Origin of the sequence: Streptomyces cyaneofuscatus (genome assembly GCF_033109485.1) — a bacterium.
Classification (GTDB): domain Bacteria; phylum Actinomycetota; class Actinomycetes; order Streptomycetales; family Streptomycetaceae; genus Streptomyces; species Streptomyces cyaneofuscatus.
On record NZ_CP137002.1, the window covers coordinates 649,865 to 662,335 of the forward strand.

The window sequence follows — 12,471 nt, forward strand, 5'->3', positions numbered from 1 at the left end:
TCCACCGGTTCCCGAGGCACGATCTGCCTTCTCGCGGCCCGGTCCTGGGCGTCGAAATGTGCCGCGGGGCTGACGCTCGGCAGGCGTTCACGCTGATCGTGGCTGCTCGGTCCGAGCTGATGGCCGTGGCGTCGCGGCTCACGAACGGCCCGATCGGGTTCTCGCACGTGCGCTCTCAGCGGTTACGCGGTCGACTGCCCGGCCCTCCCCAGCACAGCCCTTCCCCGCCACCACTTGCCCCGCCCAGGAGCGAACCCGCACATGGACTCTCCCATCGCCACCGTCATGCTCCCGCTCGCCCTCGCCGTCATCATGTTCGGGCTGGGCCTGTCCCTGACCGCCGATGACTTCCGGCGGGTTCGCCGGCATCCGCGTGCCGTCGTCATAGCGCTGGTCTGCCAGGCGTTGCTGCTGCCCGCCGTCTGTTTCGGCCTGGTCATCGCCTTCGGCCTCTCCCCCGAGCTCGCCGTCGGCATGATGCTGCTGGCCGCTTCGCCCGGCGGGACGACGGCCAACCTCTTCAGCCACCTCTTCGGCGGTGACGTGGCGCTGAACGTCACGCTCACCGCGATAAACGCGGTGGTGGCCGTCGTCACGCTGCCGATCATCGCCAACCTCGCCCTGCTCCACTTCGAACCGGGGATCGGGGAGGACGGGCTGGGGCTGCAGTTCGGCAAGGTGCTCCAGGTCTTCGCCCTGGTGCTGGTGCCGGTGGTGATCGGCCTGATCGCGCGCCGGCGGTCGGAGGCGTTCGCGCGGCGCATGGACCGTCCGGTGCGCAACCTGTCGGTCGTCGTCCTTGTCGCGGTGATCGTCGGGGCCGTACTCGCCGAGCGGGAGAACATCGTCGACTATCTCGTGGACGCGGGGCCTGTGGCGCTTCTCTTCTGCGTACTGAGCCTCGCCACGGGGTACTTCGTGCCGCGCTGGGCACGCGTCGGCAAGCGGCAGGCGATCGCCTGCTCCATGGAGATCGGCGTGCACAACAGCGCGGTCGCCATGACGTTGGCGATCAGCGTGCTCGGCAGCGTCAGCCTGGCTGTGCCCGCTGCCGTCTACGGGGTGCTCGCCTACCCCGTCGCGGCGCTCGCCGGGCTGATGATGACCCGTCTCGGCAACCGACTCCCCGTCGAGGAGGCCGTGCGGGCGGGCTGAACCGGCGAAGAGGGGCGGGCCACGACCCGCCCCTTCGTCCCCGGCGGGGCGCCCGGACCACATCGTGCCGGTCACACAGAGCGAGGTGACCGGCCAGCCTGGGCAACCGGGCGGGTCTCAGCTGTCGTGCAGGGCCGTTTTGAGGGCGTCTACGGCGAGGGTGCGGGCGACGTTGGCGGCGCGGGTGTCGCGGAGGCTGTCCAGGAGCAGGAAGTCGTGGACCATGCCCGCCACCCGGACCGAGGTCACGTCGACGCCGGCCTCGCGCAGCCTGTTGGCGTAGCTCTCGCCCTCATCACGCAGGACGTCGGCCTCGTCGGTGATGACGAGGGTGGTGGGCAGCCCCCGGAGCTGGTCCAGGGATGCCTGGAGCGGGGCGGCGTACACCTCGGTGCGCTGGGCGGGGTCGCTGGTGTAGGCGTCCCAGAACCACTTCATGCCGTCACGGGTGAGGTAGTAGCCCTCGGCGAACTGGAGGTAGGACGGGGTGTCGAAGTCGGCGTCGGACACCGGGTACAGCAGGACCTGCGCCTTGAGGTCGATCCCGCCGCGCTCCTTGTTCATCAGCGCGAAGACGGCCGACATGCAGCCGCCGACCGACTCGCCGGTGACGGCGATCCGCGAGGTGTCCAGGCCGTGCTCCGCACCGTGTTCCAGGACCCACCGGCCCACGGCGTAGTTCTGCTCCACCTGCGTGGGGTACTTGGCCTCGGGTGCGCGGTCGTAGACGGGGAAGACACCCGCCGCACCGGCGCCGACGGCGAGTTCACGGAAGAGGCGGTCATGGGTCTTGTCGTCGCCGAAGACCCAGCCGGCGCCGTGGATGTAGAACACCACCGGCAGCTGCCCGGTCGCTCCCTTGGGCCGGATGATCCGGGTGCGGACCGTGCCCCACCGGCCCGCGTCCACCTCGACCCACTCCTCGTCGACCTCGGGGCGGGGCACGCTCTCGTCACTCTGCAGGCCGAGCAGGATGTCACGGCCCTTCTCCGGCGGGACCTCGTAGATCCGCGGATGCGGGTCCGTCGCCTCACACAACTCCCTCGCCGCAGGCTCGAGATACGGGGTGATCGGAGGAGGTAGATCAGTCATGTCGACTCCCTTTCATGGGCACACCCGTGTGCCCCGTCCGTGGCACACATGCGTGCCCCTGTTCACGCGACCCCATCGGCTGCCGAAGCGGTGGACGCCCCAGAGGACAATGAGCGATTCCATCCTTTGTGCCCTATTCGTCCACCGCAACCCGCACAGAAGTCCGCAAGCCGTTCATGCCGCAGCGGGCTGCGCTGGGCCGTATAGACGAGGTGGTCCGGGGTGCACCGCATCAGGCTGCCGCGCCCGGTCAAGGGGATCGCGTGCGACCTCATGCGGGAGACCAGGGGGATCGACCTGAAGGACACCTGACGCCGGGCGCCGCGGAGGGAAGGGTGAAGCAGAACGCGCCTACCCCACCACCGAGTTGGAGCCAGAGGTACGCGGGCCGGGTGGCGAACCGCAGGATGACGGCCGCAGCCCGGACAGCGGCACCTTCCCCCCGCCCGGTGCGACGCAGTCCACACCTCCCAATGTTTACGCTGATTACATTCCTGGGCTAATGTGAGTGCTGTACACATCGTAGGCGATCAAGAGGAAAGAGAGAATCGATATGACCGGCGAGCTGTTCTCACCGCTGCACCTGCGCTCGGGGCGGGCACTGAAGAACCGGATCGCGAAGGCTGCGATGGAGGAGAACATGGCCGGTGACGGCCAGTTGCCCGACGAGCAGCTCTTCACGCTGTACCGGCGATGGGCGGCCGGCGGCACGGGTCTGCTGATCACCGGCAACGTCATGGTCCACGCCGAGGCGCTGACCGGCCCCGCCGGTGTCGTGCTCGACGAGAACGCGCCGCTCGAGCCGTTCACCGAGTGGGCGAAGGCGGGCAAGTCCGGCGGCGGCTCTATATGGATGCAGATCAACCACCCCGGCCGCCAGATCGCCTCCGACATGCCCGGCGTCGTCTGGGGTCCGTCCGACATCGGCGTCAGCCTGGGCAAGCACAGCAGCCGGTTCGGCCGCCCCAGCGCCATGACCGCGCAGCAGATCGAGGAGACCGTGACCCGGTACGCGGTGACCGCGCACCGCGCCGAGAAGGCCGGCTTCGACGGTGTCGAGATCCACGCCGCGCACGGCTACCTGCTGTCGCAGTTCCTCTCCCCCCTGGTCAACAAGCGCACCGACCACTGGGGCGGACCCCTGGAGAACCGCGCCCGGATGCTGCTCGACATCGTCAAGGCCGTACGGGCCGCCGTGTCACCGTCCTTCGCGGTCGCGGTCAAGCTGAACTCCGCCGACTTCCAGCGCGGCGGATTCGACGCCGAGGACGCCCGCCAGGTCATCGAGATGCTCGAACCTCTCGGCGTCGACCTGGTCGAACTCTCCGGCGGCAGTTACGAGAGCCCGGCCATGACCGGCCGGGCCGCCGACACCCGGACCCAGGCCCGTGAGGCGTACTTCCTGGATCTGGCCAAGGACCTGGTGAAGTCCAGTCCGGTCCCCCTCATGCTCACCGGCGGCATCACCCGGCGCAGGACCGCGGAGCGGGTCCTCGACAGCGGCGTCGCGGTCATCGGCATGGGCACCGCACTCGCCGTCACGCCCGATCTGCCCGACCGCTGGCGCGGCGGCCGCGAGGCTGACCGCCGGATGCGCCCGGTGAAGTGGTCCGACAAGGCCCTCGCATCCGCCGCGAGCATGGCCCAGGTCCGCCACCAGATGCGCCGCCTCGCCCGGGGCAGCAGGCCCAAGCCCGGCACCCACCCCGCGATCGCCCTGATCTCCGAACAGCGCAAGCAGCGAACCGCCCTGCGTCGCTACCGCACCTGGCTGGCCGAGCCCCGGAACGCGGCCTGAGCGGCGGCACCCGGACCAGGGACGACGAACAGCCGGGCACCGCCGGGCCGGCGGATGCCACGGGCCCCGACCAGGCCGCCCGAGGGCTGGAGCACCCATACCGTCATGTATACGCCGTTAACATGAGAGGAAATCACACCATGCCTTCCCCGCAGAAGGACAAGGACACCGTCAAGGTCGACCTGCGAGGCCGCGAGGTCACGGTCCCCAAGGGCGGTCTGTACGACCGGTACCGGATGAACCCCGACCTCGACGCGATCGCCCGGGACCCGCGCGTCAGCGGCGTGGACTTCTTCCGCCGACTGCCCAAGATCAAGGTCGACTCCCCGATCGGCCCGACGCTCACCCCGAACTTCTACTACACGATGTCCACCGCCCGGCTGACGATGCTCGCCCCGTCCAAGGCGATCCGCACCCGCCTGCCCGAGGAGCTCTCGCCGCTGGAGATCGTGCCCGGACTCGGGCTGATCTCGGTGATGTTCTTCCGCTACGACGTGTGCGACATCGACTTCTACACCGAAGCCACGGTCGGCATCGCGGTGAAGCCCGCCCGCCACGGGAAGCTCGGCTTCTTCGACCTCGTCACCGGCCTCAAGAACGAACACCTCGACGCCTACGTGCTGTCCCTGCCCGTGAATTCGGACATCGCGCAGGTCCGCGGCCACGACGGCTACGGCTTCCCCAAGTGGGTCACCGACCTCGACGTCGACATCAACGACGTCCGGACGACCGCCCGCGTGGCCAACGACGCCGGCGGAGTCGATCTGGCGTTCTCGGCGGCCACCCCGACCCAGAGGGCGTACGTGAGCGGGGAGCGCGTCGGCTCGCTCACCTCGTACACGTCGATCAACGGCGGGTGGCACTCCACCCTGAACCAGACCAACGTGCTGAACGCCGGCACGACGCGCAGCACGCGCGGCGTCACGCTCCAGCTCGGCGAGGGCCGTATGTCCGACGATCTGCGGTCGCTCAAGCCGAAGCGGACCATCCAGTTCGACGTGATGACCGAAGGCCAGGCCGCCCTGCACATGCCGGTCCCCACCTCGGTCCCGCCCCGGAACAAGTGAGCAAGGAGCCCCGCCATGACCACCGAACACGCAACCCGCCCCACGACCACCCGCGTCGCGGCCCTGCCGGGGTCCATCGCCCCGACGCTGCTCCGACGGCTGACCGCACGGGTATCCGCCGCGCCGGACGCCGTACGGGTCACCACCACCGCCCCCTACACCGGCGTCCCCCTGGCCGACCTCCCGGTCTCGACGCCGGATGACGTCGAGGCCGCCTTCGCCCGCGCCCGGGTCGCGCAGAAGGTGTGGGCCGCCACCCCCCTGAGCGAGCGCAAGAGGATCCTGCTGCGCTACCACGACCTCGTCCTGGCCCGTCAGGACGAGGCCCTGGACCTGATGCAGGCCGAGAACGGCAAGACCCGCCGGGACGCGTTCCTGGAGGTCGTCGACATCGGGATCGTCTCCCGGTACTACGCCCGCAACGCCGCCAAGTACCTCAGCCCCAAGCGCCGTCGCGGCGCGATCCCGCTGCTCACGCATACCACCGAACTGCACCACCCCAAGGGCGTCGTCACTGTCATCTCGCCCTGGAACTACCCCCTCAGCATGGCCGCCAGCGACACCATCGCGGCGCTGATGGCCGGCAACGCCGTCGTCCAGAAGCCCGACACCCAGACCGCGCTGACCGCGCTGTGGTCCATGGACCTGATGTACGAGGCCGGGCTCCCCCGGGACGTGTGGCAGATGGTCATCGGCCGCGGCAGCTCCATCGGCGACCCGCTGATGGACAACGCGGACTACATGATGTTCACCGGCTCCACCGCCACCGGCCGCCAGATCGCCGCCGACGCGGGCCGACGCCTCATCGGCGCCTCCCTCGAACTCGGCGGCAAGAACCCCATGATCGTCCTCGACGACGCCGACATCGAGAAGGCGGCGGAAGGCGCCGTCGCCGCCTGCTTCCCCTCCGCCGGTCAGCTGTGCGTCTCCATCGAGCGCCTGTACGTCGCCGAGTCCATCCGCGACGAGTTCGTCGCCGCGTTCACCGCCCGGACGCGGAAGCTCACGATCGGCGCCGCGTACGACTACAGCATGGACGTGGGCAGCCTCACCACCCCCGCCCAGCTCAAGACCGTCACGGAGCACGTGGACGACGCCGTCGCCAAGGGCGCCACCGTCCTCGCCGGCGGCACGGCGCGCCCCGACCTCGGCCCGCTCTTCTACGAGCCGACCATCCTCACCGACGTCACCCCGGACATGACCCTGTACGACCACGAGACCTTCGGCCCGGTCGTCTCGATCTACACCTACCGCGACGTCGAGGAAGCCGTCACCCTCGCCAACGCCACCTCCTACGGCCTCAACGCCAGCGTGTGGTCCCGCAACGGAGCCCGCGGCCGCGCCGTCGCCGCCCGCGTGCACGCCGGAACCGTCAACGTCAACGAGGCCTTCGCCGCCGCGTGGGGAAGCGTCGACGCCCCGATGGGCGGCATGGGCGACTCCGGTCTCGGCCGCCGCCACGGCGCCGACGGCATCCTCAAGTACACCGAGCCCCAGACCATCGCCCACCAGCGCATCCAGGGCTTCACCCCGCCCGCCCGGATCAGCCCCGAAACCTGGGCCGTCCTCCTGACCGGAGCACTCAGACTCCTCAAGTCGGCAGGCGTCCGCTGAACCGCGGAGGACCGGACAGCCCCAGCCCATGAGGAGCACGAGCCATGAAGAGGGCGGGGCCGAAGAGGGCGGGGCCCGCCGTGTGGGCGGGCCCCGCCCTCTTCCGCTCCGGGAGAAGCGGTGACGGAAACCGCTCGCGGACAGGCCCGGTTTCCTCTCCCCTCCCCATCACCTAAGATGTATACATCGTTCACATCAGGGAGGAGATGTGGACATGACAAACATAAGGAGCACGGCTCATGCCTCGGAGCAGCACGTACCACCACGGCGATCTGCGCGCCGCCTGCCTTCGTGCCGCGCGCGAGCTCCTGGAGGAGGACGGCAGCGCCGGCCTCTCGCTGCGCGCGGTGGCCCGCCGTGCCGGGGTGTCGGCGACGGCCCCCTACCGCCACTACGCCGACCGCGAGGCCCTGGTCTCCGCCGTGGCCGCCGAGGGGTACCGCGAGCTCGCCGGATCCCTGGCACAAGCCCACCCCGCGCCTTCGACCCCCGACGAACTCGCCGCGGTCGCCGTCGCCTACGTACAGTTCGCACTGGAGCACCCGGCCCTCTTCCGGGCGATGTTCGCGGAGCCCTGCGACCCCACCAGCGCGGAGCGCGTCGCCGCGACCGAGGCCATCTCGCAGTACGTCCGCACCATCGTCGGCGCCACCTTCCCCGACGTGGACGCGGACGCCCTCTCGACCACGGTCTGGGCCCTCGTCCACGGCCTCGCCTTCCTGCACCTCGACGGCAAACTCGACACCTCCACCCCCGAAGCCGTCGCCGCCCAGGTCAACTCCGCCGTCCACGCCCTGTTCAACGCCTCCCCGGCGATGTCCCGCACGGCCGCAGCCGCCGCCCAGCCTGCGGCCTAGGCCCCCCAGAAGCGCAGGAAGAGGTTGGGACCGTCTCTGCCTTCACGGTGAGAACGAGCCACTGGTCCCCTCGCTCATGGTTCGAATGGGCACACGCAGGGGCTGCGTCGGGAGCCCGGCGACAGTCACTCACGTGGCGTCGGTCTGAGGGTCCTCGTCCGGGTCGGCCGTCAGTGCTGTCGGCAGCGGCAGCCCGTACTTTTCGCACAGGAATCGGGTCTGGCAGTAGCGCTGGGCGTCGGCGGCCACCCTGCCGAGAATCGCGGAATTCATGCCGGCGCCTATGAGGACACCTACGATCGGCACGACCTTGGCGACGTTCTTGACCGGCACTCTGGAGCCGGCAGGGCCCAGCTGCTGCATCAGCTTCTCGAGGGCCTCCAGGAGCCGGTGGTCCTGGCGGAGCTTCTGCGACCAGTTGATGCGTCCCTTGACCGCGTTCGCCGCCCGCGCGGTCTCGCGCAGCGGCTTGGCTTTGGTCGCCTGTGCCAAGAAGGAGCGCTGTACCAGGCGTTGGATGAAGTCTTGCTCTTCGGGGTCTTTGGCGTCGTAGCCGTAGGAGTACGCGACACGCGCCGCGATCGACGTGCTCAGGACCTGGACGACGAGGATGTCCGCTGTCATCGCGACGGGTATTCCGGCGACCGGGACCATGGCCAGCAGCCCCATGGCACCGCCTTCGACAGCACCGGTGGTCCGCCACTTGAGGGTGTTGCGGGTCAGCAAACGGTCACAGACCTTCAGGTCCTGCTGCCGTAGTTCGGTGAAACTGTCGAGTTCGAGCCCTCGTTTGCGGGCGAGCTTCTCCACGTTCTTGGGGTCGTTGAGCTCCATGGCCCAGTCGTTGACCAGTTCGAGCACCGCTGCCGCCCCTGCGAGCGCCGGTCGCACGGCCTTGTCGGTGACCGCGTCGCCTGCGCGACGGATCGGCTCGGTGACCGCCTCCGGCACAGCATCCGTAACCCTTCTCGCGGCGTTTCCGGCGACCTCACCAGTGCGACCGAGCGCGGCGCTCGCCCAGTTGGGCAGACCACGGCGATTGTTGCGGCGCTGCCAGTGCTCACTGAGCGTCTCCCATACCTGCGCCTCGTACGTGCTCATCGGGGCTACGACGTCGACGAGCGGGTCGGCGTAGGTGCTCATTGAGTTCTCCATTCGACTGTGAACGCCGGGTCCACACGCTTACCGGCCGACCCGTGCGTGAAACCGCAGCGCGGAGAAGCCGGTCACCACACACTGATGCCATGTTCTAGGAGCTCGGACGCATCGCGCAGCAAAACGGCCACACGCGCCAGGAGTATGTCCATTCGGACGATGAAGCAGGGCAGAACGAGCGGGCCGAAGCTGTCACGACGGCAGTGGGACGCGTTCGTGGAGATCCCCTTCATCGGAGAACCGGTTGACGGTCACCCGAGATGGCTGCTGGAATCACTCTCCGTACATGCGGCAGGGTGAGAAGAGAGACACATGGCGGCACTGGACAATCTCAAGCTCCGGGACGTACTCGCGGATGTCGCCTCAGGGGCGTTACAACTGCCCGACTTCCAGCGGAACTGGAAGTGGGACGACGACCGAATCAGGGCAATTATCGCGACAGTAACGCTGGACTACCCGCTCGGCGTGGTGATGACGCTGCAGACAGGTGGTGCGACCCGCTTCCGTTCCCGTACGCTCACCGGCGCCCGACCCGACGGGGACCCGAAGGCGGACCTCCTGCTGCTGGACGGACAGCAGCGCCTTACCTCCCTCTTCCAGGCACTGTGGCTGGACGCCCCGGTGGAGACGTCGGACTCCCGAGGCAAGCCCATCGAGCGCTGGTACTACGTCGACATCGAGAAGTCCGTCGGGCCCGCCGCCGACCGCGACGAGGCGATCCTGTCCGTCCCGGCGGACAAGGTCCTCCGCACCGACTTCAACCGCACGGTGGTCCTGGATCTGAGAACCGAGGAGGCCGAGTGCGCGGCCGACCTCTTCCCCCTGCACCTGGTCTTCGACGCCCAGCGCGTCAACCAGTGGAAGAGGGGATACATCAAGGCGGACGAAGAGCGGAACTGGGACCGCTGGGGCCAGTTCGACGACTTGGTCCTCCAGCAGGTACGCGCCTTCCAGGTGCCGATGATCCGGCTGGCCGCCTCCACCTCCATGGACGCCGTATGCGCCGTGTTCGAGCGCGTCAACACCGGCGGCGTGCCCCTGAACGTCTTCGAACTGCTCACTGCCACGTACGCCGGCGACCCGGAGTACGTCGAACAGACCGGTGACTATTACCAGCTTCCCGAGGTGTGGCGGGAGATCAAGCAGACGGTGGCGTCGCAGTATCCCGTCTTCGGCCGACTGGACAGCGGCCTGGAGAACGGCCTGAGCAGCATCGACTTTCTGCAGGCCATCGCTCTGGTGCGCACCTGGGAGCGCAAGGAAGCGGGGGCCGGAGCCGCGGTGTCATGCAAGCGGCGCGACCTGCTCGACCTCCCGCTGGCCGACTTCGTCCGGCTGGCGCCCGCACTGGCCGAGGCCTTCGCATGGGTGGGCGATTTCCTGGAACGACAGTGCATCGTCCGGCCCAACGACCTTCCGTACAAGACGCAACTCGTCCCGCTCGCGGCCGTCCGCGCCATTCTCGGCGCGACCGAGTTGGAAGGCCCGGTCCCGCAGGAGAAGATCGAGCAGTGGTACTGGTGCGGAGTTCTGGGTGAAATGTACGGCGGCTCGACCGAAACGCGATTCACCCGGGACGTCGAGCAGCTCGTCGACTGGATCCGCAAGGAGGACCGCGCGCCCGACACGGTCGCGGACGCCTTCTTCTTCACCGAGCGGCTCGACACCCTCACCACCCGCAACAGCGCCGCCTACAAGGGGATCTACGCTCTGCTGATCAAGCAGGGCGCGGTCGACTGGCACTACACGGACTCCCCTCTCAGCGCGGGGCGGCTCGACGAGTACAGCGTCGACGTCCGGCAGATCTTCCCCAAGGCCTGGTTCCGCCGGGGCAACAGCCAGGGTCTGCCGACGAACTCGATCGTGAACAAGACCCCGCTGTCCTACCGTGCCACGATGGACATGATGGGGGCTCCGTCGTCCTACCTCTCCACCCTCATCGCCGCCTCCGACACGCGCCCGGAGTGGTTCGACGACATTGTGGCCACCCACCTGATCGATCCGGAGTCGCTCCGCGAGAGCGACTACAAGCGCTTCTACACCGACCGGTCCCGGCAGTTGCAGGATCTGGTGCAGTCCGCCATGGGCAAGCGCACGATGCTCCGTGACCTGTCCGAGGGCGACGCACGATGACCACCAGGCCGAGCGAGAAGGATCTCGCAGCGCTCAAGGGCCAGACCGTGCCCGTGCAAAAGATCCTCGACCTGTTCCAGGTACGGGTCCGCGATCACCGCACGGTGCACCTGATCTCGCAGGCGCTGGCGGACTCGGGACTGACGACGCTCCCGGACTTCGCGATCTGCGGACTGCGGAGCAGTGTTGACGTGGTCCCCATCACCTCCGTCCCGGCTCAAGCCAGGCCCGTCGAGAGCGACGCGGGGGCGGAGATGGACGAGGCACTCCCCTCGCTTCCCCAACGACTGCTGCTTGGTGACATCCCGTCGGCGAAGCGGGGCGTGCGCGGAGTGACCCTGGGCAACTCCCTGGCTCACGCGACCTTCCTGATGCGTACCGAGAGTTTCTCCCAGGTGCCGGTGACCACCGGGATGGCACAGATCCACGGCGTGGTCACCTGGGGTTCCGTCGCCAGAATGTATGAGGCGGGCAAGTCCGCCACGCTGGAGAACGCCATGGAGAAGGATTCCCTGCCGGTCGCGGACGCGCGCCAGGAGCTCTTCGCCGCTCTCCCGGTGGTCAGGGAGCACGGTTACCTGCTTGTACGTGGCGACGACGGCTGCCTGTCGGGCATTGTCACCGCCGCGGATGTCACAGAGCGCTTCGCAGGGTCGGCGCGGCCCTTCTTCATCGTCGGGGAGATCGAGTCCCTGCTGCGCCGTTGTCTGGGGACGGTCCTGGACGAGGAGTCCGTCAAAGCCGTCCAGACGAACAAGAAGCCCGAACACCGCACTGGCCAAGTGTCGGACCTGATGTTCGGCGACTACTTGAAGCTCCTTGACGGCGACCAGATGAAGCAGTCGCTCGCCGAGCGCGCAGATCTCAACTGGGAGGCTTTGAAGTGGCCGACCATGCCCCGGGAGCAGTTCATCGGCCGTTTGAAGCGAGTGAAGGACATCCGCAACAGGATCGCCCACTTCGACGAGAAGCCACTCCCCACGCAGATGATCGAAGAGCTGACCGCCTTCGCCACCCTGCTGCGGGCGTTCATCTCCTGATCGCGCCCCTCCTGCTGGACGGCTCTGTGCAAGCTGCTGCGCCAGATGGCGGGACCAGTTTGCCGGCGATGGTCATCACGAGCAGCGTGAAGGCGTGAGGCGAACGGTACGGGCCGTGGGCGCGGCGAGGGCGGAGACGGTCTGGCAGCGGTACATCCGGACGGATCGCTGGCCGACGTGGGCTCCGCAGATCCGGGCCGTGGAGGCGGAGGCCGAGCTGCGGGCGGGGATGCGTGGGCGGGTGGTGCCGGTGGTGGGGCCGGGGGTCGGGTTTCTCGTCGAGGCCGTCGACCATGAGGCTCGCACCTGGAGTTGGCGGGTCCGGATCGGGCCGGTGCGGATGCGTCTGTGGCACGCCGTGCGGGAGCGTGCGCCGTCCGGAGCGGAGACCGAGCTGCGCATCGAGGGACCGGCGCCTGTTGTCGTGGTGTACGCGCCCCTGGCTCGTCTCGCCCTGCGTCGACTGGTGTCCCCGGGAGACGGCGGGCGGGCCCGCTGAGTGGGTTCCGCGGAAGCCGGCCGGGCGTTCTGCGCGCAGGGTTCCGGGACCGATGGGACAC

Annotated in this window: 10 protein-coding genes; 8 read left to right on the plus strand and 2 right to left on the minus strand. The window is 68.7% G+C overall.

The window, feature by feature from the left end; genetic code table 11:
- Positions 1–261 precede the first annotated feature (261 nt).
- Complete coding sequence (locus R2B67_RS02665; protein WP_317816253.1) at positions 262–1,155, plus strand: bile acid:sodium symporter family protein; 894 nt, start codon at positions 262–264, stop codon at positions 1,153–1,155.
- 117 nt (positions 1,156–1,272) lie between these two features.
- On the opposite strand, the gene R2B67_RS02670 is transcribed toward R2B67_RS02665, so the two are convergent.
- Positions 1,273–2,247 (minus strand): alpha/beta hydrolase, encoded by a 975-nt coding sequence (locus R2B67_RS02670; protein ID WP_317816254.1) that lies wholly within the window; start codon positions 2,245–2,247, stop codon positions 1,273–1,275.
- A gap of 553 nt (positions 2,248–2,800) precedes the next feature.
- Between R2B67_RS02670 and R2B67_RS02675 the strand changes: the two genes are divergently transcribed.
- The 4 genes from R2B67_RS02675 (at position 2,801) to R2B67_RS02690 (ending at position 7,583) form a co-directional block, all read left to right on the plus strand.
- The gene (locus R2B67_RS02675; RefSeq protein ID WP_317816255.1) at positions 2,801–4,045 is read left to right on the plus strand and encodes an NADH:flavin oxidoreductase/NADH oxidase family protein; all 1,245 of its coding nucleotides are present in this window, start codon (positions 2,801–2,803) and stop codon (positions 4,043–4,045) included.
- Positions 4,046–4,185: 140 nt separating this feature from the next.
- Positions 4,186–5,112, plus strand: a complete 927-nt coding sequence (locus R2B67_RS02680; protein WP_317816256.1) for an acetoacetate decarboxylase family protein — start codon at positions 4,186–4,188, stop codon at positions 5,110–5,112.
- 15 nt (positions 5,113–5,127) lie between these two features.
- Positions 5,128–6,726: a succinic semialdehyde dehydrogenase gene (locus R2B67_RS02685; protein ID WP_317816257.1), complete on the plus strand. Its 1,599-nt coding sequence runs from the start codon at positions 5,128–5,130 to the stop codon at positions 6,724–6,726.
- Positions 6,727–6,965: 239 nt separating this feature from the next.
- The gene (locus R2B67_RS02690; RefSeq protein WP_317816258.1) at positions 6,966–7,583 is read left to right on the plus strand and encodes a TetR/AcrR family transcriptional regulator; all 618 of its coding nucleotides are present in this window, start codon (positions 6,966–6,968) and stop codon (positions 7,581–7,583) included.
- 129 nt (positions 7,584–7,712) lie between these two features.
- Here the strand turns inward: R2B67_RS02690 and R2B67_RS02695 are convergent, their stop codons facing one another.
- Positions 7,713–8,726 carry an EcsC family protein gene (locus tag R2B67_RS02695; RefSeq protein ID WP_317816259.1) on the minus strand — a complete coding sequence of 338 codons (1,014 nt, stop codon included), beginning with the start codon at positions 8,724–8,726 and terminating at the stop codon, positions 7,713–7,715.
- Positions 8,727–9,050: 324 nt separating this feature from the next.
- On the opposite strand from R2B67_RS02695, the gene R2B67_RS02700 reads away from it, so the two are divergent.
- From R2B67_RS02700 to R2B67_RS02710, 3 genes are all read left to right on the plus strand, one after another.
- On the plus strand, positions 9,051–10,871 hold the full coding sequence (locus tag R2B67_RS02700) for a GmrSD restriction endonuclease domain-containing protein (RefSeq protein ID WP_317816260.1): 1,821 nt from the start codon (positions 9,051–9,053) through the stop codon (positions 10,869–10,871).
- Positions 10,868–11,911 (plus strand): CBS domain-containing protein, encoded by a 1,044-nt coding sequence (locus R2B67_RS02705; RefSeq protein WP_317816261.1) that lies wholly within the window; start codon positions 10,868–10,870, stop codon positions 11,909–11,911. Before R2B67_RS02700 ends, R2B67_RS02705 begins: the two co-directional genes overlap by 4 nt.
- A gap of 94 nt (positions 11,912–12,005) precedes the next feature.
- On the plus strand, positions 12,006–12,410 hold the full coding sequence (locus tag R2B67_RS02710) for an SRPBCC family protein (RefSeq protein WP_317816262.1): 405 nt from the start codon (positions 12,006–12,008) through the stop codon (positions 12,408–12,410).
- Positions 12,411–12,471 lie beyond the last annotated feature (61 nt).

Bases quoted from the DNA above. Each gene is read 5' to 3' on its own strand.
- R2B67_RS02670 (WP_317816254.1), bottom strand. From the start codon at position 2,247: ATGACTGATCTACCTCCTCCGATCACCCCGTATCTCGAGCCTGCGGCG.
- R2B67_RS02680 (WP_317816256.1), top strand. From the start codon at position 4,186: ATGCCTTCCCCGCAGAAGGACAAGGACACCGTCAAGGTCGACCTGCGA.
- R2B67_RS02695 (WP_317816259.1), bottom strand. From the start codon at position 8,726: ATGAGCACCTACGCCGACCCGCTCGTCGACGTCGTAGCCCCGATGAGC.
- R2B67_RS02700 (WP_317816260.1), top strand. From the start codon at position 9,051: ATGGCGGCACTGGACAATCTCAAGCTCCGGGACGTACTCGCGGATGTC.
- R2B67_RS02665 (WP_317816253.1), top strand. From the start codon at position 262: ATGGACTCTCCCATCGCCACCGTCATGCTCCCGCTCGCCCTCGCCGTC.
- R2B67_RS02690 (WP_317816258.1), top strand. From the start codon at position 6,966: ATGCCTCGGAGCAGCACGTACCACCACGGCGATCTGCGCGCCGCCTGC.
- R2B67_RS02685 (WP_317816257.1), top strand. From the start codon at position 5,128: ATGACCACCGAACACGCAACCCGCCCCACGACCACCCGCGTCGCGGCC.
- R2B67_RS02675 (WP_317816255.1), top strand. From the start codon at position 2,801: ATGACCGGCGAGCTGTTCTCACCGCTGCACCTGCGCTCGGGGCGGGCA.
- R2B67_RS02705 (WP_317816261.1), top strand. From the start codon at position 10,868: ATGACCACCAGGCCGAGCGAGAAGGATCTCGCAGCGCTCAAGGGCCAG.